The following is a 25,238-nucleotide window of genomic DNA, read 5'->3' as shown; positions in this document are numbered from 1 at the left end:
AAAACCGCCCGGGCCGCGTCGAGACCATAGGCGTCAAGCCCAGGTCGAGTGCTCGAAGCACCTCAAAAATCCATCGCTGCGGACAGCAGGACGGTGCGTGGCGTACCTTGGCTGAGGATGCCGCGGCCAGTCGAGGCCCAATAGTTCTTACCTGTCACGTTGACGACATTCGCGCGCAGCGTCAGCGGATGATCCTGGATCGTGGTGGCGTAGCGCAACCCGAGATCCAGTGTAGCCCAATCCGGGATTTTCTGGCTGTTGGCCAGATCGTAGTACTGCTTCGCGGTGTAGATCACCCGGCCCGTCAATGCCAGGCCAGGGATGAGATGTTGCGGCAGATCGTACTCGCCATAGAGGTTGAGCTGTACGTCCGGCACGCCGACCGCGACCCGGCCCACGTTGCGCGGATCCTGTGAGCGGACCTGCACGCCGTCGAGCAGGCTGACGCCACCGAGGAGGCGGATACCGGGTGTCGGCTCGCCGAACAGCGTGAGTTCGACGCCGCGGTTGCGCTGACGCCCGTCGACCGAGAACACGAGCGTGCGGGCGTCGAGGAAGCCGAAGGGCTGCTCGATCTCGAACGCCGCGAACCCGACACCGACGCTCCCGAAATCGTATTTTGCGCCCGCCTCGGTCTGGCGGGAGACCGCGGCCGAAAAGGCAGTGGAGGCGTTGACGGCGTTCACCGGCGGGGCCGGCGAGGTCAGTCCCTCGACGTAGTTGGCGTAGAGTGAGAGCCGCTCCCACGGTTTCACCACGAGTCCGATACCGGGCGAGAAGGCGCCGCTCTCGCTGGCGCCGGTGCGAAAGCCCGAAACCGGAGAGTAGGAATTCACGTCGAGGCTCTGCCAGCGGCCACCGAGGGTGAGCAACACGCGGTCGTCGAGAATCGACAGGGTGTCGGCGATGGCGATGCTGCGGTTGATGCGGCTCGAGGTGCGCGGCGTCGCGTTCGAGAGACCCGCGGTCGAGCGGGGCGCGACATAGACCGGATCGTACAGGTTCGACACGATGGTCGCGCCGACAGTCTGCGCCGGTGGCTGGGCGAGGTTCTGCCAGAACCCGACCGCGGCAAGGCCGAAGCTGTGCTTGACCGGCCCGGTCTCGACGGTGCCGCGCAGACCCGCCTCGGCCGTCTGGTTGACGATGTGGAACGGCAGATAGCTGACGGGATCGCGGTAATCGCCGCGTGTGTTGAAGATCGTCAAGACGCCGCCGAGGTATTCCTGCCGGAAGTTCGAGCGGCCGTAGGCACCGTACACGGTGAGGTCCGGGCTCAGATCGTGTTCGATGCGCGTGGCGATCTGCTGGCTGGCGCTGTCGCGGTCCTCCCAGGGCTGATGCTGGTTCAGGGTCAGATCAGGCGCGCGCGGAATGCGCACGCCCGCCGCGACGGCGCGGTTGCGGAGCGGGGCGGCGAAGTCGAGTTCCTGATAACCGAGGTCGAGGCTCGCACGGACGCGCTCGCCGCGATAGTCGAGGACGAGGGCGGCAACGCCGAAGTGGATGGTCTGATTGTCGATCGGCGTGTGGCCGTTGTTGAAGGCGCCGTTAAAACGAAGGCCCCATTCTTTCGCGTCACCGAACCGGCGGCCGATATCCACGGCTTTGTAGACCTGGGCATCGGATCCATAGCCGAGCGTTGCCCGGGTGAGCGGTTGGTCTTCGGCCCGCTTCGGGATCAGGTTGATGATGCCGCCGATATTGCCGAAGGGCGGGACGCCCGAGAGCAGCGTCGAGGGGCCACGGAGCACTTCCACGCGCTCGATCGGCTCGATCGCCGGATTGAAGGCGTCGGCGACGCCGAACAAGCCGTTGAAGCCGATGTCCTGGGCAAAGACCGGGAATCCGCGGATGAAGAAGCCCAGGATGCCGGAGAAGGCCGGCACGTTGGTGCGGATAGAGGGGTCGTTGTTGACCACATCCTGCACGTTGCGCGCCTGCTGATCGCGAATAAGCTTTTCCGTGTAGCTGGTCGAGCTGAAGGGTTGATCGAAGACGTTGCGATTGCCGAGCAGACCGAGCCGCGAGCCTGAGCCGACGTCGCCGCCGGAAAAAGCCGGCGGCGGCGGCCCCACGACTGCGTTCCGGTTGGTCGGCAAAGGCTGACCGTTGCCACGCGCCTCCACCGAAATCTCGTCGAGCCGGATCTCCTCCCGCGCGACCGCTCCGGCAACGAGGCAGGGAACCGTCAGCGCAGCAAGACCGAGGCTCATCTCGACCCGCCGACGGGCTCCGAAGCGAAAGTGTCGGACGCGCGACATGCAAATACAACTCTGGTTTGATGTGCCGGAGAGACGGAACTCCGCAGCAACGACAGCATTCTCAGGATCTGATCCGAATGTCTCTGCAGGTGCAACACCTCAGCCTCGCAGTTTATCGCATGATCAGACTCTTGTTGCTCATACAGCACGCTCTAGAAATAGAACATCTCTAGATTATTCGTCTGGAGTTTGACTTTAACGATCATCGCGTCGGCACCTTCCACAGCCTCCGCTCGCCCCGCGGCGTTCGCCCAGGCCTGAGACGGCTCGGCCGCGGACGCGAACCTGACCCGCGCCTGGATGGTCAACGCGCTGGAAAACAGAACCAATTCTTCGAACAATTGAATTGTTTTACAAACAAAACTGCTGGCATACCGGGTATTTAGTCTAATTACATTTCTTTTGTTTGGCAATATCATCAAAAACATTTGCAAGAAGACGGCCATCGGATATGTCCGATGCGGATTGGCCCTGCATCTTCTGTGTGGGTGGCGGATGTTCAGACTCGCCTGCGCCGCCAGTGCTTTTCGACGGTCCAAGAGACTGTGGGACGTTACACATGCATTCATTGCTCGAAGTCCGCGTCGGCAACACACCGCTCGTACCTCTGGACAGGATGTTCCCTCCGGACATCGTCCCCGTCTTCGCCAAGCTGGAGATGCTCAACATCGGCGGCAGCGTGAAGGATCGCACCGCGCACTACATGGTCTCCCAAGCCATCGCGGCCGGGCGGCTCACACGACAGAGCCATCTGGTCGAGAGCTCATCGGGCAACCTCGCGATCGCGCTGGCGATGATCGCGCAACGCTGCGGCATTCCCTTCACGGCCGTTGTCGATCCCAATATTGCGCCGACGAACCGGCGGCTCATCGAAGCCTTCGGCGGGAAGATCGATTTGGTGAAGGAGAAGGACGCGGAGGGCGGCTACCTGCACACCCGGGTGCGACGGGTGGCGGAATTGTCCCGCATCCTCCCCGGCGCCGTCTGGCTCAACCAGTATGCCAACCCCGATAATTGGCGCGCGCACTATCACGGCATCGGCGCCGAGATCGTGCGCGACCTGCCGGTCGAGCCGACTCACGTCGTGGCAGCCGTCTCGACCTGCGGGACCTTGATGGGCCTCGCACGCCGCCTGCGTGAGCGCTGGCCCCGCATCGAGGTCGTGGCCGTCGATATCGATGGGTCCGTCATCTTCGGCGCGCCGGGCGGACGGCGGGACATTCCCGGCATCGGAGCCAGTCGCGTCCCGGAGCAGCTCGCCCTGCCCGAGGTCGATGCGGTGGTGTACGCGACGGACTGGGAATCCGCGCTCGGCTGCCGCAGGTTGGTGGAGACCCAGGGGATCCTCGCTGGCGGCTCCTCCGGCACCGTCGTCGCGGCGATCGCGAAGCTGATCCCGCACCTCGACCGAGGCGCGCGCATCGTGACGCTGCTTCCCGATCGGGGCGAGCGCTATCTCGATACGGTCTACGATCCGGATTGGCCCGCCGCCGACCGGCGCACGACCCAATCCTTCGAGACCTCCTATCGGCGCCTGCTGTCACGGCCCGAAGCCGCCTGACGCCAGCCTTCCGATGCCGTGCGTCCGCGCGAAGCGGACGCCGCCTCATGGTCGCGCGGCCTGACCGCCAGGTGGCGCTTTGTCGAACGACAACGCTAAGGATCACCGTCATGGGCTCGACCAGCCTGCGCTACCTGTCGCGCACCGATATCGCCGCGATCGGAGGAGAGCACTCCGACCTCTACATGGCAGCCGTCGAGGAGGGCTTCCGCCTGCACGCGGCGGGCGACTTCGTCCAACCGCTGAAGCCGTACCTGCGCAGCCCCCGCTCGACCCACATCGCCGATCGGATCATCGCCATGCCGGCCTGGATCGGCGGGGAGCGGCCAGCCGCCGGCCTCAAGTGGATCGGCTCGAAGCACGACAATCCGGCCGCGCGCGGCCTCGAACGGGCCAGTGCCCTGATCGTGCTCAACGATCCCGGGACCAACTATCCGATCGCGGTCTTGGAGGCGGGTCTCATCAGCGCTATGCGCACCGCGGCCGTCACCGGGATCGCGGTCCGCCATCTCGCGCGACCGGATTTCTCGGAGGTCGCGCTCATCGGCTGCGGCCCCATCGCGGCGCGGCAGGCCCAGACCCTGGCCGAGCAGTTCCCGGGCCTGACCCGGCTGCGCCTGTTCGATGTGCGCGAGAGCGCGGCCGAGGATCTCGCCGCGCGCCTACGCGACAGCTTTCCGCGCCTGAAGACCGTCATCGCGGCGAGCGCGGAGGCGGCGGTGCGCGAATGCCCCGTCGTCGTCACCTGCACGGTGACCGACCGACCCTACCTGCCCTTCCACTGGCTCAGCCTCGGAACGTTGCTCGCCAACGTCTCGATCATGGATGTCGAGCGTGACGTCTTCCTCAAGGCCGACAAGGTCGTCGTCGACGACTGGGATCAGTGCAACCGCGAGAAGAAGATCTTCAATCTCCTCGTCGAGGCCGGCGAATTCTCGCGCGAGAAACTGCACGCCGAGCTCGGTGAGGTCGTGGTCGGGCGCAAGCCCGGGCGGGAGAATGATCGCGAGATCATCTTGCTCAACCCGATGGGCATGGCGATCGACGACATCGCCTGCGCCCGTGCCGTCCTGCGCCGGGCGGAAGAGAGCGGAGCCGGCACCGTGCTGCCGTTGTTCTGAGGACTGGCCTCATGTCCTCATCGACGGTCGCCCCAGCGCCTCCCTTGGACCGCGCGCAGGACCTGTGCGCCGAGCTTTTCGATGCGCTCTGGATCGAGGATGTCGCCGGCTTCCGGAGCCGCTCGGCCCTCGGTGCGGGCCATCTCCGGGCCCGCGTGCGGCCGGACGGTTGGCGGGACGGTTTCAGGCTCGCCAGCGCGGCACGTTTCGAGACGGCCTCGACCCGCGCGGAACTCGACGCGTCGGCATTGCTGGCGCTCGTGCTCGACGGCCTGCCCGATCTCCCTCAAGCCATCCGCGCCCGGACCCTGGCCGAGATGACGCGGATCGGCGACGAGCTCCCCATGCGGGAGGCGTGGATCGACACGCTCCTGACGGAGACACATCCGGACGATTCGATCGTTTGGGAGCGCCTTGCGGCTTGGCGGGACCGGCCGTTCCATCCCCTGTCCCGCTCCCGGCACGGCCTCGACCGCGCGCAGGTTCTCGCCTACGGCACGGAGGCGGGCCGGTTCTTCGCCCTGTCCTGGTGCGCGCTCGCGCGCGATCACCTCGCTTGTGCGCCCGATGCCGGTCATCCGGAGCCGGCGACCGCCATCCTCGACCCGCAGCAACACACCCTGCTCGGGCAGGAGATGGCGAGACGCGGTCTCGCGGCCTCTCACGTCGCTCTGCCCATCCATCCCTGGCAGGCCGCCCATGTGCTCCCCAAGCCCTTCGGTCCCGAACTCGGCGACGGGCGCATCGTCGCCCTCGACTTCCGGGGGCCCCTCGTCGCCGCGACCTCGTCGCTCCGCACGGTCGCATTCCCCGCCCGGCCCGGCCTGCATCTGAAGCTGCCCCTCGACGTGCGCACGCTCGGCGTGCGCCGCCTGCTGCCGCCGCAATCGCTTCACAACGGTCTGCACGGTGCCGGCCTCCTGGCCGCCGGGCTCGCGCGCGATCCGTGGCTCTGCCGGTCCGTCGCGCTCGCGGATGAGACGGCCTTCTGGCATTTCGCCGAACGGGACGGCGACCTCTTCGCCGAGCGCCCGGCCCTCCTCGGCTGCGCCCTGCGCCACATCCCTGAGGGCGGCGCGGCGGTGATCCCCCTCGCGAGCCTGGCGGTCGCGCCGCGCGGCGGCGTGCCACCGGCCGCGCGGGCCGTGACGGGGGACGCGCCCGACCTCGCGGACCTGTTCTCGGAGATCGCCGGTCTCGTCCTCGGGACGGTTCTCCGAAGTGCCTGCCTCGGCTTCGTTCCGGAACTGCACGGCCAGAACGCCCTGCTGGCATTCGGGGCCGGGCGGCCCTGCCGCCTGATCCTGCGCGATCACGACACCGTGCGGTGTGTACCCGATTGGCTGGTCGAGAGCGGGCTGACCGTCCCCGCCTACCTGATCACCGATCCGCACCGGAACTCGTTGCTGCTGCCCCGTCCGGACGAACTCCTTGCCTACGCCCAGACGCTCGCGATCGATGTCGCCCTGCGCGCCATCGCCGAAGCCTTCGCGGCGGCGGGAACGGGCTTCACCCTCGATGCGGGCCGTCGGATCCTCGTGGCCACCGTCCGGGGCGTGCTCGCCGAGGCGGACGCACCCAGCGCGCGCAAGGCGCTCGTCGCCGCATGTCTTCTTGACCGTCCGACGGCGCCGTTCAAGGAGGTACTGACTCCGCTCCTCGCCGCCTCGACGCTCACCACCTCGATGCCGAGCCGGCTCGGACGCGCCGCAAACCCGCTCGTTCTGGGAGGGCGTTCGTGACGGCCGTGACGAGCCCGCGGATCGGGGTCGCCGGCCTCGCGGCCCTGGTGCTGCTGCAGCTCGCGGTGACGGCGGCACCGCTGGCCCTGCTCCCCTTTCTCGGCCTCCATATCGCGCGGATGGGTGCGGCGCCGACCTTCTGGACCGCCGCGGCGCTCGCCGCGCCCGCCGTAACCACCCTGGCCATGACGCCGGCCTGGACCGGGCTCGCGCGGCGGTTCTCGCTGCCGACGCTGACCGGCTGGACCGGAGGGCTGAGTGCGGCGAGCTGCGTGCTGATCGCGCTCGCCGCCGATCCGCTGATGCTGCTCGTCGCCCGCTTCGTCCAGGGCCTGGCGGGCGGCGGCGTCGTGCTGGCCCTCGCCTTCCGGGCGGCGAGCCGTACCCCCGGCCGCGGCTTCGCGCTGATGCAGCAGGCGGTCTCGGCGGGTTGCCTGCTCGGACCGCTCGCCGGCGGGCTCGCCTTCGAGCGCGGCTGTCTCGGCCCTCTGATGCTCGGCTGCGGCGGCCTCCTCCTGGCAGTGACGCTCGCCGCCGCGGCAGCCGGCCGCCGGTTGCGGGCCGAGCCCGACGGCGTGTCCCCGAACGATCGGCCCAGGCGCCGGGAGCTGTCCCTGCTCTGTGCCGGGATGTGCGGGAGCGCCGGGGCGTTCGCGTTCGTCGCCTTCTTCCCGGCCTGGGCGACCGCGCACGATCCCGCTGTCTACACCCCCGGTCTGATCGGCCTGCTGCACAGCCTGAGCTGGCTCGTCGCCCTGCTGGTCCTGCCCCTCTGGGCCCGTGGACTCGACGGCGCCTCGCCTGGGATTGCCCTGGGGCTGTCGCTGATCGGCTGCGGTCTGACCTTCGCGGCCGTGCCGCTCGGCACCGGCCTCGCCGGCATCGTCGCGCTTCGTCTCCTCCAGGGTGCGCTGTTCGCCGGTCAGGCGCCCGCGCTCTTCGCTGCCGTCGAGGCGCTCGGCCCGAGCCGCACCGTCGCGGTGGCCCGTGCGCGGGCCAGCCTGACGGTGGGTCAGCTCATCGGCCCCTTCGCGGCGGGGCTCGCCCTCGCCTCCCTCGGCCCGTCCGGCACCGTCTTCGCGGCAGCCGGACTCTCGCTCGCCGGCGCCGCTGCACTGGCTGCAGCGGCCCATCGTCCTCGGAGTGCCCGGTACCCGACACCATGAGGCGTTCGCCTGCCGCCCGCCCCTCGACGGATGCCGTCGCCGCCGTCCACGCCGCTCTCGCCGTCGAGCGCCTGCTCAACACGTGGTTGCGGGAATACGCTCCGGACATCGATCCGGCCGAAGGGGCGATCTGCGCGATCCCGCTCGGCGCGGAGACCGTGTCGGTGCCCTGCCTGCGCCGCTCGCCCGGCGGGTTCCACGCGTGGGGCGATCCAGTTCAGCTACGGACCGCCGAGGGTCGGCTCGTGAATCTGGACGATCCCGCCGCGCTGGCGCGCCGGATGCTCGACGCCGCGGCTCCCGAGGCGACGCCGGTGCGTGAGGCGACGAGGCGGCGCCTTCTCGACAGCCTCGGCCGCTCCCGCGCGCATGCCCGCGCCTGCGCCACCCGGCCATTCGACCGGGCACCCGTGGCATTGGAGCAAGGCCTCTGGCACGGCCACCCGTTCCATCCGCTGGCAAAAAGCGTCGATGGCTTCTCGGAAGCCGACACCGATCGCTACGCGTCCGAACGCGCGGCGTCGTTCCGCCTGCGCTGGCTGATCGCATCTCCCGATCTTGCCGCGGCCCTGTGGCGCGACCCGGGGAGCGAGCGACAGGTCGGCGCCGCCCTCGCGCTCCTGTCGGGGCTGCCCGACGCGCAGCTTGCGGGCCGCGTCCTGATCCCGTGCCATCCCTGGCAGGCGTCCCGGCTCGAGGCCGACCCGGATATCGCCGCCCTCGTCGCCGCGGGCCGCCTGACCCTCACGCCTCCCTCCGGCGACCCCGTGACGCCGACCTCCTCTGTGCGCACCGTCTTCGCACACCGGGAGAACCTGTTCCTCAAGCTGCCGATGGCGGCGCGCATCACCAATTTCGCCCGCACCAACAGCCGCGAGCACCTCGCCCGCAGCATGGCCGCCTCGCGGGCGCTCGCCTCCGTCCGGGACACCGTGTCCGCCTGCGGCCTGGACATCCTGGGCGAGCCGGGAGCCCTCCGGCTCGATCACGATGCGCTCGATGCGGTGACGGGCGTCCTGGTGCGGGAGGGGCCGGCGCGGCCCGCCTTCGTGGTCGCGGGCCTGCTCGAGCCCGCGCCGCGCGACGGGCTGCCGATCCTGACCGCGATGGGGTGTCCCCTGGCAACGGCCGTTGAGGCTGAACAATGGTTGCGCGCCTACACGCGGATTGCCCTCCTGCCACCGCTACGCCTGTTCGCCCGGACCGGCATCAGCCTCGAGGCACACGCGCAGAACAGCCTTCTCGTCCTTGAGGATGGCCAGCCGGCGCGCCTCGTCGTGCGCGACCTCGAAGGTGCCAGCATCGATTCCGGGCGCTTCGCGCGTCTCGCCCCTGGTCTCGATCTCGATCCGCGCGAGCTCGATCCGGCGGTGCTCTATGGCGCGCAGGAAGCGTGGGAACGCCTGCTCTACTACCTCGTCGTCAACCAAGTCGCCCATGTGGTCGCGACCGTCGCACGGGCGGCGCGCAGCGGCGAGGCACCCCTCTGGCGCGTCGTTGCCGAGACCCTCGCTGATGCGGTCGAGGATGACGCGACCGCAGAGCTCGTCTCGCGGCTTCTGCGCGCCCCGACCCTTCCGGCCAAGGCCAACCTCGCGAGTTGCCTCGCCGGTCGTGGAGAACGGCCCACCTACGTCGCGCTCGCCAATCCGCTGCGCCGCGCGGACGCCCGGACCGGACCGCGAGCCTGGGACGAAGCGGGCCAGCGCGTCGCCACGCAACTGCTCGGCGCCCTGCTGCACGAGCATCTTCTGCCCGAGGCCATGGTCGGTCTCGACGGCACCGACCGCCGCCTGGATGTCACGATCACCCCGTCGATCCGCCGGACGACCTATCGAGCCCGGGCGCGGCGCATGAGCGCCTACGGGCGCATCCTGGTCGAGCCCGGCAGCCTCGTCGAGGGTGGCGAGCCCGTCACCGACGCCTCGGCCTTCCTGGCGGACCTGCTGCCGGATCTGCCGGGCGAGGCGGACACGCACGGGCACTTCGCGGAGGAACTAGCGCGCACGCAGGGGAACCACGCCGCACCACTCGCACACGGAACGGGCGGCGGCCTCGCCGACCTCTCCTACGAGACGCTGGAAGGTGCCTTGCAGGATGGGCATCGCTACCATCCCTGCTTCAAATCCCGCATCGGCTTCACGCCGGCCGACAACCGCGCCTACGGCCCGGAATTCGGGCGCCCGATCCGTCCGCTCTGGATCGCGGCCCACCGCTCCATCGCCGTGGCCGGCTCGATCGCGGCGGGCGACCGGCAAGACGGGGACCTGATCGCGCAGAGCCTCGACCCGCGCACGCGATCGGCCTTCGAGGCCCGCCTCGAAGGCCGATCGGACGAGTTCTTCCTTTTGCCGGTCCACCCGTGGCAGTGGCGCCGCGTGGTCGAGGGCGGCACCGAGGAGCACCGGAATTCCGGGCGCCTCGTCCTCGTCGGTCCATCGCCGCATGCCTACGGCGCGCAGCAATCGATCCGTACGCTCGCGGATCGCACGGTACCCGAGGCCCCCTCGCTGAAGCTGGCGCTCTCGATCCGCAACACCTCGACGGCGCGCACGCTGGCTCCCCACACGGTGCTCAACGCTCCGATCATCAGCGCCTGGCTCGCTCGGATCGCCGCGGACGATGCCTATCTACGCGCGAGCGGCACCGTGCTCCTGGCCGAGCGCATGGGCGTCGCGGTCACCGCCCTTCCGAGCTGGGATCGGGCCGGCACGCTACGCGGGGCTCTCGCGGCGATCTGGCGAGATCCGGTGACGCCGCAATTGCGCGCCGGGGAACGGGCCGTGCCGTTCACGGCCGTGACGCATCGCGACGGGGAGAAACCTGTCGTCGCCGGCTGGATCGCACGGTACGGGATCGAGCCCTGGCTGGACCGGCTTCTTGCCGTTGCGATGCTCCCGGTCGTGCATCTCCTCCTGGCCAACGGCGTCGCGGTCGAGAGCCACCAGCAGAACATGGTGCTCTTCCACCAGGAAGGCTGGCCGAGCCGCGTCGCCCTCAAGGACTTCCACGACGGGATCCGTTTCATTCCTGAGCACCTGGACCGGCGGCCAGCCCTGACGCCGACGCCACCCGAACACACCCGCGTCAATGCCAACTCCTACGTCGAGGCCCGGGACGTCGAGGATGTGCGCGACTTCATGGTCGATGCCTTGTTTGGCGTGAACCTGGCCGAGATCGGCTACTGCCTCGACCGCTGGTTCGGCTATCCGGAGATCCGTTTCTGGGCGCGCGTGATCGCGGCCCTCGCGGAGCATTGCGCCCTGCATCCCGCCGCCCGGGCCGGCGCTCTGCGCTACCGTCTCGCCGCCGAGACGCTCGTCGTCGAGGATCTCGCCCGACGCTTCATCGATCCGGCGAACGCCCACGGCCGTCGCGTTGCCAACCCTCTGGCGCCGCTTGCACGGGCTCTGGCATGAGCGCCCGCCTGCGCTTGAAATCGCGGCTCGATGCCGGACAGGCGGCCGGCGGCCTGTTCATGTCGATCCCGGCGCCGGAGATCATCGAGATCGCGGCCGCCGCGCAGTTCGATTACGTGCTGATTGATCTGGAGCATACCCTGATCGACGGGGCCGCCTTGGAGCACATGCTCGCGGCAGCCGACCGGGCTGGCGTGAGCGCCCTCGTCCGGGTGCCGGATGCGGGCTCCGAGAGGATCCTGCAATGCCTCGATGCGGGCGCGGCCGGGATCGTCATCCCCCGAGTGTCCACGCGCGCGCAGGCGGACGCCGGGGTGCGCCGGGCTCGCCACGCACCCCGCGGCTGTCGCGGTCTCAACGCCGGGCGGCTCGGGCGCTACGGGGCCTGCGACCTGGCCCGCATGCCGGCGCGCCTTGACGGCGAGACGCTGGTGATCGCGATGATCGAGGATCCCACCGGCCTGGAGGCGGTATCCGGCATCGCCGGTCTTGGCGGCATCGACGGTCTTCTCTTCGGAGCGGCGGACTATTCTCAGGCGATCGGCCTGCCCTGGCAGACCTCCGCACCCACGGTGACGGCGGCCGGTTCGGTCGTGGCGCGCGCGTGCCGCGCCGCCGGCATCCACGCCTTCGCCATTCCGCGCGCCAGTGCCGATGTGCCCCGGCTGCTGGCCGAGGGCGTACGCGGCTTCATCGCGGCCAACGATCGCGGTCTCCTGCACTGCGCTTTGAGCGATGCCGATCGCGCGTGGCGCGCTCCAGCTGGACCTGCATGATGACCCTGTTCAGACCATCAGCCGCGCACGTCGCCCTCGCCGCCCAAGCGGAAAAACCGGTCTGTGCTTTCCTGCACGATCTCGGCGCGCTTCGCGATCAGGTTCGCAGCCTCACCGCGCCGCTCCCGCCCGGCACCGAGTTCTTCTACGAGGTCAAGGCCAACAACGATCCCCGTGTGCTCCGCGCCCTCGCGCCCTGGGTCAGCGGCTTCGAGGTCGCCTCCGCGGGCGAGGTGCTGCGGATACGGGACTCCGTCGGACCGTCAGCCCGGATCGTGATGGGCGGACCGGCCCGTACGGAGGACGATGTCCGGCTGATCCTCGCCCAGGGCGTGGAGCGGCTGCACGTCGAAAGCCTGCACGTCATGCGGCTGGCGAACGCGGTGGCGGCGCGGGCCGGCGCAATCCTCCCGATCCTGCTCCGTGTCAACCTTGCCGGGCCGGTGCCGGGTACCACCCTGACGATGGGCGGCAGCGCCACCCAGTTCGGCATCGAGCAAGGATCGATCGCCGATGCGATCGCGATGCTGGACGCGTGCCCGTCCTTGCGTTTCGAGGGCTTCCACTTCCACACCGTTTCGAACAACCGGGACGCAGCCGGTCACGCGGCGCTCTGTGCGGCCGAACTGCGGTTCGCGCGGGACTGGTCCAGGGCGCACGGCGTCGATCTTCGCATCGTCAATCTCGGCGGTGGCTGGGGGGTCGATTACGCCGATCTCGGTTGGCGCTTCAACGTGGCAGCTTTCGCGCGCGCTCTCGGCCCAGAACTCGCGCAGGGCCCGCGCATCCAGTTCGAGTGCGGGCGCATCGTGGCGGCCTACCACGCGGCCTATCTCTGCGAGATTCTCGACCTGAAGCGGACGCATGGCCGCGCCTTCGCGCTCCTGCGCGGCGGCACGCATCACTTCCGCCTGCCGAGTTCATGGTCGCACAATCATCCCTTCAGGATCATTCCTCGAGATCCGTGGCCCCATCCCTGGCAAAGGCCGGAATTCATCGACACGGACATCACGCTCGCCGGCGAGTTGTGCACGCCGAAGGACGTGCTCGCGCGAAATGTGGCAGTCGATCGGGTGCGCGTGGGCGATCTCGTCTGCTTCCAAATGGCTGGAGCCTATGGCTGGGACATCTCCCATCACGACTTCCTCTGCCATGCGCATCCGGAGCGGCTCTTTCTCAATGAAGGTAGGATGGTGCCGGCATGAGCATCGCGAAGATTGAACTCGTTTCCCCGTCCCGACTGCGTCCGACGGAGGAGACCGCTCCGACCCGGGTCGGTGAGGTGATCGAACTCATCCTGGATCGACAAGCGTGGACCCAGCCTATCTGTGTGGAGTGCAACACGCTTGCCGTCTTGGACGGTCATCACCGCCTAAATGCTGCGATTCAACTCGGCTTCGCTCGTGTACCAGTACAGTTTTTCGACTATTCCACGGTGCAACTTGGTTCGTGGCGCCCTGAAATTACACCGACACGTGATGATGTCCTTCGTCGCGCGCTTAACGGCTTTCTTTATCCACCCAAGACGACGCGGCACAGTTTCAGCCCAGTCGAAAACGCGATAGTGAATTTTAGACGGCTCATCCATAACTAAGCAATTTATCTAAATGCAGACTGATTAATTTGCATAGAACCGTCTATCGATAGCGACAAATTTTGCAAAAGGATTATGACACTAAATGCCAGCCGATCGGGATCATCCTTCATCCTGACAGACGGCAAACTCAACATCCAATGATGGAGAGTTGTGCGCCGTGATGGTCGCCTCCGATTCTGGCAAAACCATACCGGTGAGTTTTAGGCTTGCGCCGCATTGGACGGCTGGGGTTCACGCCGCGTTGTTGGGCTGATTCATTGCGCGCCGCCATAGAAGCAGCGGGCGCGCGACTGCACTTCTTTCCGCACCACGCGCCGGCCTTCAACCCGATCGAGATGGTTCTCTTCAAGCTTAAGGCGCTGCTGCGCAAAGCGGCCGAGCGCACTGTCGAAAGGTTTTGGTCGACCATAGGCCAGCTCATCGACACCATCACCCCCGGTGAGTGCGCCAGCCTCTCCGCCATCGCTGTATATAGTTCATATCAAAAAAACAATGTTGTAAAACATCTTAAATCTGGCCACAATGCATAATAATGTTAAAATAATGTCAATTAAAGACTTCAAGACTGCCGATTATGATGCATATGACACTTGAAACTCCATCGTCTAGAAGCATGATCAAAAATGTGTCACAGGAATTTCGCGAATCGGCATTTGCTAGGGTGAAAACCGAATCAAGCCGTTGCGGGGGGCTGTGGTTTTGTGATTCAAGGCCGCCGTTTTCAGAGTGGAGGCTGCGATGGCGGACCTGTTCTGGCTCTCGGATGAGCAGTGGGCGGTGATGGCCCCGTTCATGCCCAAGGATCAGCCCGGACCGGAGCGGAAGGACGACCGGCAGATCATCTCCCGCATCCTGCACGTGCTCACGTCGGGCTGCCGCTGGCGCGATTGCCCGGCCGCCTACGGCCCGCGCACCACGGTCTACAACCGCTTCAACCGCTGGTCGCGGCGCGGCTTCTGGACGGCGATGTCGGCGGCGCTGGTCAAGGCCGGATGGGCCGGCGACGCAGCCGCCCTCGACAGCAGCTACGTCCGGGCCCACCGCTCCGCCCATGGCGGTAAAGGGAGGCGCGGACACTGGCCATCGGGCGCTCGCGCGGCGGCCAGACGACCAAGATCCACGCGCTCACCGATGTCCTCGGCCGTCCCGGCGTCCTGCTGCTGACGCCCGGCAACGCCAGCGATGTGACGACCGCACCTGCGGTGCTGGCCGAGGCGCCCGGCCGGATCCGGCGCCTGGCTGCCGACAAGGGCTACGACGCCGATTGGCTGCGCGCTGCTCTACGCGAGAGGGGCATCGCGCCGATCATCCCGGGCAAGCGCGGCCGTAAGACAAGGATCCGCCACGACAAACGCCGCTACCGGGAGCGCTGGCGCATCGAGGCGACCTTCAACCGCCTCAAGGACTTCCGTCGCATCGCCACCCGATACGACAAGCTCGCCCGCAACGACGCCTCAGCCGTCGCCCTGGCTGCCAGCGTCGCCTTCTGGTGCTGATCGAGTCCAGGCCTTAGGTAGAGAACTCATACAACCATTTGCGCTCGCTTGCGTTTTCTTCCTGAGTTTGAGGTTTCCAGCGCAGGAGGATCGCGATGGCACGGTTGTTCTGGCTCTCGGATGAAGCCTGGGCGCGGATCGAGCCGCACCTGCCGCACGGCCAACCCGGCAAGCCTCGGGTGGACGACCGGCGGGTGATCAGCGGCATCCTGCATGTCCTGAAGGTCGGCTGCCGCTGGCAGGATACGCCCTCCGCCTACGGGCCCCACACGACGATCTACAACCGCTACAACAGGTGGTCGCAGCGCGGGATCTGGCAGCGGCTGTTTGCCAAGATCGCAGCCGCAGGCCCTGTTCCAGACGAGTTGATGCTCGATGCCACGCACGTGAAGGCCCACCGCTCGGCATCGGGCGGAAAAGGGGGGCCTGGAGCCAGGCCATCGGGCGCTCGCGCGGCGGCTTCACGAGCAAAATCCATTGCTTGGCCGATGGTCGTGGCCGACCGGTTGCGTTCGCCTTGACGCCCGGCAACGTGGCCGACATCAGCATGGCGCTGCCCCTGGTGCAGGCCGTGGTGCCGCCCAAGCGCCTGATCGCCGACAAGGCCTACGATGCGCAGAGCCTGAGAGATTGGCTCAAGAGCCACCGGGTGATCGCCACCATCCCGTCCACGGCCACCCGAACCGTCCCCTACAAGCACAGCCGGATCGCCTATCGGCGGCGCAATCGGATCGAGCGCCTGTTTGGTCATCTCAAGAACTGGCGGCGCGTGGCGACCCGCTACGACCGCTTGGCCTGCAACTACCTCGCCGCCGTCGCGCTCGTTTCCTGTGTCATCGCATGGACCTGAATGAGTCCCCTACCTAGCACAGGCCGAGCGTCCCCGCGCAGGCGGCCGACTTGGGACGGTGCCCCGTGGTTGAAGGTTTCGCCTTACAGCCGCACAAGGTTGCGCATCGCTCGTACCGCGACGTGTGCCGGGGACCCGCATGACCGACGATGCCATCGCCATTCCCGAGCGCAAGCGCGGCGCGGGGGCGAAGATCGTCTACGACCTGCTGCGCGACGAGATCCTGAACCTCAAGCTCGCGCCGGGCAGCCCTATCGACGAGGTGCAGCTCGGTGAGCGGTTCAGCATGTCGCGCACCCCGATCCGTGAGGCGTTGGTGCGGCTGGCCGAAGAGGGCCTCGTCAGCACCCTGCCGAACCGCTCGACCATGGTCGCACAGATCGATTTCCTCAACCTGCGCAATTACTTCGACGCGCTGTCGCTGATGTACCGGGTGACGACCCGGCTCGCCGCACGGCATCACCGTCCGGCCGACTTGCGCGGGATCCGTGCCGTGCAGGCCGATTATGCCACGGCGGTGCAGTCGCAGGACGCCCTCGCGATGATCGCCATCAACGCCGCGTTTCACATTGCCATCGCCGAGGCGGCCCGAAATCCGTACTTCACCGGCCTGTCAAAGCGCCTGCTCGGCGAAGGGCGGCGCATCCTGCGCCTCTACTACGACTCCTATGACGACCAGTTGCCGATGCATCTCGTCGTTGAACACGAGGAGCTGATCCAGGCCATCGCCGACCGGGACATCGAGGCCGCCGACCGGTTGGCCAAGGCCCATGCGGAGCAGATCGCCCAGCAGGTGCAGACGCTGCTGACACGAGTGGGGGATACCAGCATCGTCCTGTGACACCGCCACGCGTTTCTTGTCGACAAATAAAATGCAAGATGGCATAGGTGGCCTCTCCGGTCGGCGGGGCCGTCGCGCTCACGCTTCTTCCGAGTGACCGGCTCCAGGAGTTCGCGATGAAGGCCCCGATCTTTTCCGGCGTGATCCCTGCGCTGATGACCCCCTGCAAGGCGGATCGCAGCCCCGATTTCGACGCCCTCGTCCGCATGGGCCAGAGCCTCATCGCCGCCGGCATGTCGGCGGTGGTCTATTGCGGCTCGATGGGCGATTGGCCCCTCCTGACCGATGACCAGCGCATGGAGGGCGTCGCGCGCCTCGCCGCCGCGGGCGTGCCCGTCATCGTCGGCACCGGCGCGGTCAACACGGCCGTGGCCGTCGCCCACGCTGCCCATGCCGAGAAGGTCGGCGCCAAAGGGCTGATGGTGATCCCGCGGGTTCTGTCGCGCGGCTCCTCGCCTGCAGCGCAGCAGGCCCACTTCAAGGCGATCCTCGCCGCGGCGCCGGGCCTGCCGGCGGTGATCTACAACAGCCCGTATTACGGCTTCGCCACCCGGGCGGACCTCTTCTTCGCGCTGCGTGCGGACCATCCGAACCTGGTCGGGTTCAAGGAGTTCGGCGGACCGGCGGACCTGCGCTATGCCGCCGAGACGATCACCAGCCGCGACGACGACGTATCGCTGATGATCGGCGTCGATACGGCGGTGTTCCACGGATACGTCAATTGCGGTGCGACGGGCGCCATCACCGGCATCGGCAACGTCCTGCCGCGGGAGGTGCTGCACCTTTGTGCCCTCGCTCAGGCGGCGGCCCAAGGTGATGTGACGGCCCGCCGACGGGCGCTCGAGCTCGAAGCAGCGCTCGCGGTCCTGTCCTCGTTCGACGAGGGTCCGGACCTCGTCCTCTACTTCAAGCACATGATGGTGCTGAAGGGCCACGCGGAGTACCGCCTCCACTTCAACGAGACCGATACGCTCAGCGATAGCCAGCGCGGCTACGTCGAGGCTCAGCTGCGCCTGTTCGAGGCTTGGTACTCGGCCTGGAGCCGGGAGACGGCCGCCTAGGCCCTCCCCCGAACATCCCGAGCTTCGGACCCAAACGCGTCGTCCGCCAGACGGGTGTTAGTCCGCGGTGCCGGAAGACGTGCCAAGGCCGCAGCCGCCGCCTCATCGGGAGCGGCGGCTGTATTCGTCCCTGCGCCTCAATCGCCCCGCTCACCGGCCTCGGCCAGGAGCCGTTCGAGGAGGGCCACTTCGGCGCCGCTCAAAACGATACCGGTGCGTTCGGCCTCAGCACGCGCCCGGAAGCGGCGCTCCGAGGGGAGGCGCGCGCCCTGGTCGAGGATGGCCTCGAAAAGCCGTTCGCCCCGGGCGAACGGATCCCCCGCCCGATGCCCGGCAAACGCCTCGGGCGAGAAGGCCAGAATCACCTCGCCATGCCTGGGCGAAAGGGCCGTCGTGCCAAGATGCGCCAGGGCCTCGGGACTGATGAGGTCGCCGATCATGATTCCAGCGAGCAACTCGATCATGGTGCTGATCGCCGAACCCTTGTGCCCGCCGAAGGGCAGCATCGCCCCGGCGAGGGCCTCCTCCGGCACCGTGGTCGGCGCGCCGGCGGCGTCGAGCGCCCATCCCTCCGGCAGCGATTCACCGGCGCGCCGCCGGAGCTCGATCTCCCCCCGGGCCGCGACGGACGTGGCGAAATCGAACACGTAGGGGAGGCCGCCAGGGCGCGGCCATCCGAACGCGAGGCGGTTCGTGCCGAGCAGCGCCGTGCGCCCCCCGGCCGGAGCCACGGTGGCATAGCTCGGGCACAGCGCGAGACCGGCCAGACCGCAGGCCGCGACCGCCTTGACCTCGGGCCACAGAGCCGCGAAATGCGTACCCTCGTTGATCACCAGCGCGGCGAGTCCGAAGGCGCGGGCCCGCTCGGCCAGGAGCGGTAGACCCAACGCGAAGGCGGGATTGGAGAAGCCCCCGCGGGCGTCGACCCTGACGATCGCCGTACCGTCATCCGCACTGACCTCGGGCAGCGCATCCCCCAGGACCTTTTTGGCACGCAGCGTGCGCAGCACACCCTCGATCCGGTAGATCCCGTGGGATTTGCAGGCGTCCCGCTCGGCAGCGGCGATCACGCCGGCGATGGCCTCCGCCTGAACGGCATTCAGACCGTGAGCCCGGAAGATCGCCCCGATTCGCTGGGCGAGGGCTTCGGTCGTGAGTGTGGCACCGTCGGTCATGACATCGAGCCTCGTTTGGGCGTCCGCATCCCGGACAAGATGTGCCTGTTGAGGGGCAATCATCTCTTTAGGTTGCAAAAACTGTCGTTGCACACTTTATGTATTTTTGTTTTATGAGAAAGCCATAACCCGAGACGGCCGAGCGAGCCGGAAGTGATACGGGAGATGACATGAGATCAGGTTCGCTCATTCCGACCCTTCTGGCCACCGCATTGCTCGTCATCCCGGCCCAGGCCGACAAGATCGATGACATTATTGCCTCGGGTAAACTGCGTTGCGCTGTCGTTCTCGATTTCAAGCCGATGGGTTCGCGCGATGCGCAGAACAAGCCGTTTGGTTTTGATGTCGATTATTGTAACGATCTGGCAAAAGCACTCGGCGTGAAGGCGGAAATCGTCGAGACACCGTTCCCCGAGCGGATCCCGGCATTGATGTCCGGCCGCGTCGATCTCGGCGTGGCGTCCACCTCCGATACGCTCGAGCGCGCCAGGACCGTCGGGATGTCGATCCCCTATTTCGCCTTCGAGATGGTCGTGGCGACCAACGGCAAGGCGGGCATCTCGTCCTTCGAGACCCTGAAGGGCAAGACCGTCGGTGCGCCGGCCGGCACCTACGAGGCGATTGCCCTCGAGAAGCAGGTGAAGGCGTGGGGCGTCGGCGAGTTCCGCCCCTACCAGACCCAGGCCGATGTCTATCTCGCGCTCAGCCAGGGTCAGATCGACGCCACGGTATCGCCGGCGACGTCGGTGCAGGCAACCATCCAATCGGGGAAGTTCCCCGGTATTACCCTCGCCGGCAAGGCTCCGTTCGACATCGACTACGTGTCGCTGTTCGCCAGCCGGGAAGAATACGGCCTGATCAACTTCCTCAATCTCTTCATCAATCAACAGGTACGCACCGGACGCTACGCCGAACTTTACAAGAAGTGGGTCGGCGGCGAGGCCCCGAACCTGCTGGTCCCCGGCGTCTACCGTTGATCATGGCGAGGGCGCCGGCCTTCGGATCGGCTGCGCCCTGCCGTCATCGTTCGCGCGAGGACGTGGGATGTTCAATTACAGTTTCCGATGGAACCAAGCCCTCGCGGCCCTGCCGCAGATGCTCGACGGCGCCCGCGTGACGCTCGGCATCGCGCTGCAGTCGATGGCGATCGGCCTCGTCCTGGCCGTCGTCCTCACCCTGTGCCGCCGGTCCGGGAACTGGTTCGCGGCGGCCATCGCCACGGGGTGGGTCGAGATCGCGCGGAACACGCCCGGCCTGTTCCAGATCTACATGGCTCATTTCGGGCTCGGCGCCTTCGGCATCCATCTCAGCCCGTTCACGGCCCTGCTCTCCGGTATCGCATTCAACAACGCCGGCTATCTCGCTGAGAACTTCCGCGGCGCCCTCACGGCGATCCCGGAGACGCAGACCCGGGCCGCGCGCTCGCTCGGCCTGAGTGGCGGCCAAACCTTCCAGCTGATCGTGCTGCCGCAGATGCTGCGGATCGCCTTCCTGCCGACCACGAACCAGATGGTCTGGGCCATCCTGATGACGTCGCTCGGCGTCACGGTCGGCATGAATGCCGATCTTGCCGGGGTCACGCAGGAGCTGAACGCGCGCTCCTTCCGGACCTTCGAGTTCTTCGCGATTGCGGCGGTGATCTATTACCTGATCACCAAGGCGGTCACCCTCGCGGCCCGGCTCGTCGCCTGGCGCCTGTTCATCTACTGAGGAGGCGGTCCATGCCGACGACCGCCCTCACCCTGGCCGACCTCGCCTTCCTCGCGCAGGGGGCTGGATTGACCCTCGCAATCACCGCGGTCGCGGTCGCCTGCGGCACCGTCCTCGGAATCCTCTGCGGCATCCTGCGGGTCCAGTTCGGTCCGTTCTGGACGGCGCCGCTGACCTTCCTGCTCGACGTGTTCCGCTCGGTGCCGCTGCTGATCCGGCTGGTGCTCGCCAACGCCGCCCAATCGATCGCGAAGCTCGGTTGGGGGCCGTTCACGACCTCCTGCATCGTGCTGTCCCTCTACACGGCCGCGTATTGCACCGAGATCGTGCGGGGGGCGATCGTCGCCGTACCGCAGCCCTTGCGCCGGGCCTCCCGCTCCCTGGGGCTGTCCTGGCGGCAGGACATGACCTTCGTCGTCGCGCCGCTGGCCACGCGGGTGGCCCTGCCCTCCTGGATCGGCCTCACGCTCGGCGTGATGAAGGATTCCGCCCTGGTCCTGTGGCTCGGCCTGATCGAACTGCTGCGCGCCTCGCAGATCCTGGTCACCCGCCTCCAGGAGCCGTTGCTCATCCTGATGATCTGCGGCGGGATCTACTTCCTCTTGTCATTCCCCATCGCCCGGCTCGGCGGACTTCTCGAAAAGCGCTGGTCTCCCCGATGATCGAGATACAGAACGTCCGCAAATCCTTCGGGTCCCTGGAGGTCCTGAAGGGGATCGACCTCACCGTCCACAAGGGTGAAGTCGTGACGATCATCGGCGGCTCGGGATCGGGCAAGTCGACCCTCCTCACCTGCATCAATGGACTGGAACCGATCGCGTCCGGCCGGATCGTGGTCGACGGCATCGATGTCCACGGCAAGGGCACCAATCTCGACGCCCTGCGCTCCAAGATCGGTATCGTGTTCCAGCAATGGAACGCGTTTCCGCATTACACGGGGCTGGAGAACGTGATGCTGGCGCCGCGCAAGGTCCTCGGGCTGACGCGGCAGGCCGCTGAGGAGATCGCGCTCAAGCACCTCACCGCCGTCGGCCTTGCCGACAAGCTCACGGTCTACCCGACCCGGTTGTCGGGCGGCCAGCAGCAGCGGATGGCCATCGCCCGCGCCCTGGCGATGTCGCCGGAATATATGCTGTTCGACGAGGTGACCTCGGCCCTCGACCCGATGCTGGTCGGAGAGGTGCTCGACACGCTGCGGATGCTCGCCTCCCAGGGGATGACGATGATCTGCGTCACCCACGAGATGAAGTTCGCCCGGGAGGTGTCCGACCGGGTCGCCTTCTTCCATCGGGGGGTGATGGCCGAGATCGCGCCGCCGGACGCGCTGTTCGGCGCGCCGCGTGAGCCGGAGACCCGCGCCTTCCTCGCGGCGACCCACTGAGATGGGCACGGCGTCACAGGACGGGCGCGTCGTGGTGATCGGCGCGGGGGTCATCGGCCTCTCGGCCGGGCTGGCGCTCCAGGCGCGGGGATTCCCGGTGACGGTGCTGGACCGGGAGGGACCGGCAGCAGGCGCCTCGGCCGGCAATGCCGGCGCCTTCGCCTTCTCCGACATCCTGCCCCTGGCCTCGCCCGGCATCCTGCGCAAGGCGCCGCGCTGGCTGATCGATCCCCTCGGGCCCTTGAGCGTACCGCCGGCCTACGCGCCCCTCCTCCTGCCGTGGATGCTCCGCTTCGGCCGGGCCTGCGCCCCCGGGCGGGTCGCGGCCTCGACGGAGGCCCAAACCGCCCTGATGGATCTCTCGAAGGCGGAACTCGAGCCGTTCCTTGCCTTGAGCGGCACGGCTGCGATGCTGCGCCGGGAGGGCAATCTCCAGGTCTACGAAAGCGAGGCCGAGTTCGCGGCCTCGCTTCCGGGCTGGGAGGCGCGGGCCGGGCACGGCATCGCGTTCAATCACCTGACGGCGGAAGAGATGGCCGCTCTTCAGCCCGGCCTCGCCCCGCGGTTCGTCCGGGGCACCTTCACGCCGGACTGGTACGCGATCTCCGACCCGAAGGACTACACCGTCGCCCTCGCCGACCGGCTGCGGGCGGCCGGCGGGACGATCGCGCGGGCCGCCGTGACCGGGCTTCGCCCCGACGGCGACGCGGTCGTCATCGAGACCGATGCGGGTATGCGCCGGGCCGCCTCGGTCGTGCTCGCGGCGGGCGCCTTCTCGCACCGCATCGCTCGGACACTGGGCGAGCGGATCCCCCTCGAGACCGAGCGCGGCTACAACACCACCCTGCCCGCCGGTGCCCTGGACCTGCGCACCCAGATCACCTTCGGCGGCCATGGCTTCGTCGTCACCCGCCTGACGGACGGCATCCGCGTCGGTGGCGCCGTGGAGTTCGGCGGGTTGGAGCGGCCTCCGAATTTCCGCCGGGCCCAGGCGATGCTGGCCAAGGCGCGTGCCTTCCTGCCCGATCTGAAACCCGAAGGCGGCCGCCCGTGGATGGGGTTCCGCCCCTCCCTGCCCGACAGCCTGCCGGTCATCGGCCCGGCGCGTGCGACACCCCGCGTGGTCTACGCCTTCGGCCACGGCCATCTCGGGCTGACCCAATCGGCGGGCACGGCCCGCCTCGTCGCCGACCTGCTGACCGGCCGATCACCCCCCATCGACATCGCCCCGTTCTCGCCACGCCGCTTCTGACCGAGACTCGCCCATGGCCAACCACACGTTCTCCTGCCTCGACGGGCATACCTGCGGGAACCCGGTCCGCCTCGTGACGGGGGGCGGCCCGCGCCTCGACGGGGCGACGATGCTGGAGCGGCGGGCCCACTTCCTGCGCGATTACGACTGGGTACGCACCGGCCTGATGTTCGAGCCCCGCGGACACGACATGATGTCGGGCTCGATCCTCTACCCGCCGACCCGGGCCGACTGCGACGTCGCCGTCCTGTTCATCGAGACGTCGGGCTGCCTGCCGATGTGCGGTCACGGGACGATCGGCACCGTCACCATGGCGGTCGAGAACGGGCTGGTGACGCCTCGCACGCCCGGCCGCCTGTCCCTCGACACCCCGGCGGGCAAGGTGGAGATCACCTACCGCCAGGAGGGGCGCTTCGTGGAGGAGGTCCGGCTGACCAACGTGCCGGGCTTCCTGTTCGCCGAAGGGCTGACGGCGGAGGTGGATGGGCTCGGCGAGATCGTGATCGATGTCGCCTACGGGGGCAACTTCTACGCCATCGTGGAGCCGCAGCGGAACTTCCGGGACCTCGCCGACCACACGGCCGGAGAGTTGGTCGGATGGTCTCCGAAGCTGCGCGCTGCACTCAACGCCAAGTACACGTTCGTGCATCCGGAGCACCCGGAGATCTGCGGCCTCAGCCACATTCTCTGGACGGGCGCCCCCCGGGATCCGCAGGCCGATGCCCGCAACGCCGTCTTCTACGGCGACAAGGCGATCGACCGTAGCCCCTGCGGGACGGGAACCTCCGCGCGGATGGCGCAGCTTGCCGCCAAGGGGAAACTCGCCGTGGGCGACGATTTCGTGCACGAGTCGATCATCGGCTCGCTGTTCAAGGGGCGGGTCGAAGCGGTAGCGAGCGTGGCGGACCGTTCCGCCATCGTTTCCTCGATCGCCGGCTGGGCGCGCCAGACCGGAATCAACACGATCTTCATCGACGACCGCGATCCCTTCGCGCACGGTTTCGTCGTGACCTGATCACGGGCCGCAGGCCTCGCCGGACCTCCGGCGGCCGCTTGCGCCGTGTCGATGAGAGCGCCCGCTCGAACCACAACGGCGCAGCAACCCGGGAGGGTCACTGCGCCGCTGGATCGGGCTGCCGAGGGGGCACTGCAGCCCACGACCACGCTATGTGCGATCGGCTGTTTTGGACGGTGCGCTGAAGCACAGACCTGATCAAACTGCCCGCCGGGCGATAGGCGTGACGGCGCCTCGCCTCACGACAAAGAAACACCCCGGGAGCGGGTGCCCCCAGGGTGTCGCCGATTGCGCGGCCCGTGTGATCGGGCTGGAAACGCGAAGGGCAGCCCATCGGCTGCTCTTCGACGGCGGTGAACGGTGGGGAGGACCAACGCCCCCTCGCCCGCCGCCGCGTTCTCCCGGCAGGATGGCCGGGAGCAGCGCGACCGGATCTCAGTACGAGCCGAACTTGTAGTTCAGGCCGGCGCGGACGACGGCGAACTCGTCGGAGCGGCGGCCGACGCCGCTGGTGACGACCGGGAAGTTGTTGGCGGCGTTGATGACGAACGCGCCCTGGTTGCGGGTGTTGCGGGCGAGGTGGACGTCGAGGCCTTCGACCTTGAGCGTCACGGCCGCGGAGCGGAAGCAGTTCAGGAACGAGTCGGTCGGGAGCGCGGACGCGATGCCGTCGCCGACCGCGTATCCGGCGCGGAAGCTTTCGTTGCCGGCGTAGCCGACGATCGCACGGTCAGCGATGCCCGAGCCGTCGGCGAAGACGTCGGTGCCGTACCCAAGGGTGGCGTCGACAGCGTACCCAGAGCTGACGCCC

General features: G+C 67.9%; 19 protein-coding genes and 4 pseudogenes. 19 read left to right on the top strand and 4 right to left on the bottom strand.

The features are described 5' to 3' along the window. Positions 1 to 62: 62 nt before the first annotated feature. The gene (locus tag MKK84_RS25870) at positions 63 to 2,216 is read right to left on the bottom strand and encodes a TonB-dependent receptor (protein WP_243924890.1); all 2,154 of its coding nucleotides are present in this window, start codon (positions 2,214 to 2,216) and stop codon (positions 63 to 65) included. A gap of 200 nt (positions 2,217 to 2,416) precedes the next feature. Continuing rightward, complete coding sequence (locus MKK84_RS25865; RefSeq protein ID WP_243924889.1) at positions 2,417 to 2,710, bottom strand: hypothetical protein; 294 nt, start codon at positions 2,708 to 2,710, stop codon at positions 2,417 to 2,419. 113 nt (positions 2,711 to 2,823) lie between these two features. Here MKK84_RS25865 and sbnA point away from each other — a divergent pair, with 113 nt between their 5' ends. The 13 genes and pseudogenes from sbnA to MKK84_RS25800 all read left to right on the top strand — a co-directional run bounded on the left by sbnA (position 2,824) and on the right by MKK84_RS25800 (position 17,894). After that, the gene (sbnA, locus tag MKK84_RS25860; protein ID WP_243924888.1) at positions 2,824 to 3,825 is read left to right on the top strand and encodes a 2,3-diaminopropionate biosynthesis protein SbnA; all 1,002 of its coding nucleotides are present in this window, start codon (positions 2,824 to 2,826) and stop codon (positions 3,823 to 3,825) included. Between the two features lie 110 nt (positions 3,826 to 3,935). Further along, positions 3,936 to 4,946, top strand: a complete 1,011-nt coding sequence (gene sbnB, locus MKK84_RS25855) for a 2,3-diaminopropionate biosynthesis protein SbnB (RefSeq protein WP_243924887.1) — start codon at positions 3,936 to 3,938, stop codon at positions 4,944 to 4,946. Between the two features lie 11 nt (positions 4,947 to 4,957). Next, complete coding sequence (locus MKK84_RS25850) at positions 4,958 to 6,688, top strand: IucA/IucC family protein (RefSeq protein WP_243924886.1); 1,731 nt, start codon at positions 4,958 to 4,960, stop codon at positions 6,686 to 6,688. Next, positions 6,685 to 7,854, top strand: coding sequence for a hypothetical protein (locus MKK84_RS25845; RefSeq protein ID WP_243924885.1), 1,170 nt, complete (start codon positions 6,685 to 6,687; stop codon positions 7,852 to 7,854). Before MKK84_RS25850 ends, MKK84_RS25845 begins: the two co-directional genes overlap by 4 nt. Next, positions 7,851 to 11,273 (top strand): IucA/IucC family protein, encoded by a 3,423-nt coding sequence (locus MKK84_RS25840; RefSeq protein ID WP_243924884.1) that lies wholly within the window; start codon positions 7,851 to 7,853, stop codon positions 11,271 to 11,273. The genes MKK84_RS25845 and MKK84_RS25840 overlap by 4 nt, the downstream gene beginning before the upstream one ends. After that, complete coding sequence (locus tag MKK84_RS25835; protein ID WP_243924883.1) at positions 11,270 to 12,049, top strand: HpcH/HpaI aldolase family protein; 780 nt, start codon at positions 11,270 to 11,272, stop codon at positions 12,047 to 12,049. Before MKK84_RS25840 ends, MKK84_RS25835 begins: the two co-directional genes overlap by 4 nt. Then, positions 12,022 to 13,254 carry a type III PLP-dependent enzyme gene (locus MKK84_RS25830; RefSeq protein WP_243924882.1) on the top strand — a complete coding sequence of 411 codons (1,233 nt, stop codon included), beginning with the start codon at positions 12,022 to 12,024 and terminating at the stop codon, positions 13,252 to 13,254. Before MKK84_RS25835 ends, MKK84_RS25830 begins: the two co-directional genes overlap by 28 nt. Continuing rightward, positions 13,251 to 13,643 carry a ParB N-terminal domain-containing protein gene (locus MKK84_RS25825; RefSeq protein ID WP_243924881.1) on the top strand — a complete coding sequence of 131 codons (393 nt, stop codon included), beginning with the start codon at positions 13,251 to 13,253 and terminating at the stop codon, positions 13,641 to 13,643. The genes MKK84_RS25830 and MKK84_RS25825 overlap by 4 nt, the downstream gene beginning before the upstream one ends. Positions 13,644 to 13,900: 257 nt before the next feature. Then, positions 13,901 to 14,176, top strand: a pseudogene (locus MKK84_RS25820) (transposase); the annotation flags it as partial. A gap of 208 nt (positions 14,177 to 14,384) precedes the next feature. Beyond that, positions 14,385 to 15,142 (top strand): annotated as a pseudogene (locus MKK84_RS25815) (IS5 family transposase). 95 nt (positions 15,143 to 15,237) lie between these two features. Further along, positions 15,238 to 15,992, top strand: a pseudogene (locus MKK84_RS25810) (IS5 family transposase). Positions 15,993 to 16,131: 139 nt separating this feature from the next. After that, a complete protein-coding gene (locus MKK84_RS25805; RefSeq protein ID WP_243924879.1) occupies positions 16,132 to 16,833 on the top strand; it encodes a GntR family transcriptional regulator in 702 nt (233 codons plus the stop codon). Between the two features lie 116 nt (positions 16,834 to 16,949). Beyond that, positions 16,950 to 17,894 (top strand): dihydrodipicolinate synthase family protein, encoded by a 945-nt coding sequence (locus MKK84_RS25800; RefSeq protein ID WP_243924878.1) that lies wholly within the window; start codon positions 16,950 to 16,952, stop codon positions 17,892 to 17,894. A gap of 137 nt (positions 17,895 to 18,031) precedes the next feature. Here MKK84_RS25800 and MKK84_RS25795 read toward each other — a convergent pair whose 3' ends face one another. Next, positions 18,032 to 19,069: an Ldh family oxidoreductase gene (locus MKK84_RS25795; protein ID WP_243924877.1), complete on the bottom strand. Its 1,038-nt coding sequence runs from the start codon at positions 19,067 to 19,069 to the stop codon at positions 18,032 to 18,034. 170 nt (positions 19,070 to 19,239) lie between these two features. Here MKK84_RS25795 and MKK84_RS25790 point away from each other — a divergent pair, with 170 nt between their 5' ends. The 6 genes from MKK84_RS25790 to MKK84_RS25765 all read left to right on the top strand — a co-directional run bounded on the left by MKK84_RS25790 (position 19,240) and on the right by MKK84_RS25765 (position 24,427). Further along, positions 19,240 to 20,046 carry a transporter substrate-binding domain-containing protein gene (locus MKK84_RS25790; RefSeq protein ID WP_243924876.1) on the top strand — a complete coding sequence of 269 codons (807 nt, stop codon included), beginning with the start codon at positions 19,240 to 19,242 and terminating at the stop codon, positions 20,044 to 20,046. A gap of 67 nt (positions 20,047 to 20,113) precedes the next feature. Beyond that, complete coding sequence (locus MKK84_RS25785) at positions 20,114 to 20,779, top strand: amino acid ABC transporter permease (protein ID WP_243924875.1); 666 nt, start codon at positions 20,114 to 20,116, stop codon at positions 20,777 to 20,779. A gap of 11 nt (positions 20,780 to 20,790) precedes the next feature. Continuing rightward, on the top strand, positions 20,791 to 21,441 hold the full coding sequence (locus MKK84_RS25780) for an amino acid ABC transporter permease (protein ID WP_243924874.1): 651 nt from the start codon (positions 20,791 to 20,793) through the stop codon (positions 21,439 to 21,441). Further along, a complete protein-coding gene (locus MKK84_RS25775; protein ID WP_243924873.1) occupies positions 21,438 to 22,160 on the top strand; it encodes an amino acid ABC transporter ATP-binding protein in 723 nt (240 codons plus the stop codon). Before MKK84_RS25780 ends, MKK84_RS25775 begins: the two co-directional genes overlap by 4 nt. Before the next feature lies 1 nt (position 22,161). Then, a complete protein-coding gene (locus MKK84_RS25770; protein ID WP_243924872.1) occupies positions 22,162 to 23,412 on the top strand; it encodes an NAD(P)/FAD-dependent oxidoreductase in 1,251 nt (416 codons plus the stop codon). A 13-nt stretch (positions 23,413 to 23,425) separates the two neighbouring features. Then, the gene (locus MKK84_RS25765; RefSeq protein WP_243924871.1) at positions 23,426 to 24,427 is read left to right on the top strand and encodes a 4-hydroxyproline epimerase; all 1,002 of its coding nucleotides are present in this window, start codon (positions 23,426 to 23,428) and stop codon (positions 24,425 to 24,427) included. A gap of 435 nt (positions 24,428 to 24,862) precedes the next feature. Here MKK84_RS25765 and MKK84_RS25760 read toward each other — a convergent pair. Further along, a pseudogene (locus MKK84_RS25760) lies at positions 24,863 to 25,238 on the bottom strand (porin family protein); the annotation flags it as partial.

The sequence above is a fragment of the Methylobacterium sp. E-065 genome (assembly GCF_022829605.1).
In the GTDB taxonomy this organism is placed as follows: domain Bacteria; phylum Pseudomonadota; class Alphaproteobacteria; order Rhizobiales; family Beijerinckiaceae; genus Methylobacterium.
This window is presented reverse-complemented; position numbering and strand designations above follow the sequence as displayed.

What these genes read in the sequence shown, in the direction of transcription:
- MKK84_RS25835 (WP_243924883.1), top strand. Translation starts at nt 11,270, where the DNA reads ATGAGCGCCCGCCTGCGCTTGAAATCGCGGCTCGATGCCGGACAGGCG.
- MKK84_RS25800 (WP_243924878.1), top strand. Translation starts at nt 16,950, where the DNA reads ATGAAGGCCCCGATCTTTTCCGGCGTGATCCCTGCGCTGATGACCCCC.
- sbnB (WP_243924887.1), top strand. Translation starts at nt 3,936, where the DNA reads ATGGGCTCGACCAGCCTGCGCTACCTGTCGCGCACCGATATCGCCGCG.
- MKK84_RS25870 (WP_243924890.1), bottom strand. Translation starts at nt 2,216, where the DNA reads ATGAGCCTCGGTCTTGCTGCGCTGACGGTTCCCTGCCTCGTTGCCGGA.
- MKK84_RS25765 (WP_243924871.1), top strand. Translation starts at nt 23,426, where the DNA reads ATGGCCAACCACACGTTCTCCTGCCTCGACGGGCATACCTGCGGGAAC.
- MKK84_RS25780 (WP_243924874.1), top strand. Translation starts at nt 20,791, where the DNA reads ATGCCGACGACCGCCCTCACCCTGGCCGACCTCGCCTTCCTCGCGCAG.
- MKK84_RS25840 (WP_243924884.1), top strand. Translation starts at nt 7,851, where the DNA reads ATGAGGCGTTCGCCTGCCGCCCGCCCCTCGACGGATGCCGTCGCCGCC.
- MKK84_RS25865 (WP_243924889.1), bottom strand. Translation starts at nt 2,710, where the DNA reads ATGGCCGTCTTCTTGCAAATGTTTTTGATGATATTGCCAAACAAAAGA.
- MKK84_RS25790 (WP_243924876.1), top strand. Translation starts at nt 19,240, where the DNA reads ATGAGATCAGGTTCGCTCATTCCGACCCTTCTGGCCACCGCATTGCTC.
- MKK84_RS25805 (WP_243924879.1), top strand. Translation starts at nt 16,132, where the DNA reads ATGACCGACGATGCCATCGCCATTCCCGAGCGCAAGCGCGGCGCGGGG.
- MKK84_RS25795 (WP_243924877.1), bottom strand. Translation starts at nt 19,069, where the DNA reads ATGACCGACGGTGCCACACTCACGACCGAAGCCCTCGCCCAGCGAATC.
- MKK84_RS25770 (WP_243924872.1), top strand. Translation starts at nt 22,162, where the DNA reads ATGGGCACGGCGTCACAGGACGGGCGCGTCGTGGTGATCGGCGCGGGG.
- MKK84_RS25825 (WP_243924881.1), top strand. Translation starts at nt 13,251, where the DNA reads ATGAGCATCGCGAAGATTGAACTCGTTTCCCCGTCCCGACTGCGTCCG.
- MKK84_RS25785 (WP_243924875.1), top strand. Translation starts at nt 20,114, where the DNA reads ATGTTCAATTACAGTTTCCGATGGAACCAAGCCCTCGCGGCCCTGCCG.
- sbnA (WP_243924888.1), top strand. Translation starts at nt 2,824, where the DNA reads ATGCATTCATTGCTCGAAGTCCGCGTCGGCAACACACCGCTCGTACCT.
- MKK84_RS25850 (WP_243924886.1), top strand. Translation starts at nt 4,958, where the DNA reads ATGTCCTCATCGACGGTCGCCCCAGCGCCTCCCTTGGACCGCGCGCAG.
- MKK84_RS25775 (WP_243924873.1), top strand. Translation starts at nt 21,438, where the DNA reads ATGATCGAGATACAGAACGTCCGCAAATCCTTCGGGTCCCTGGAGGTC.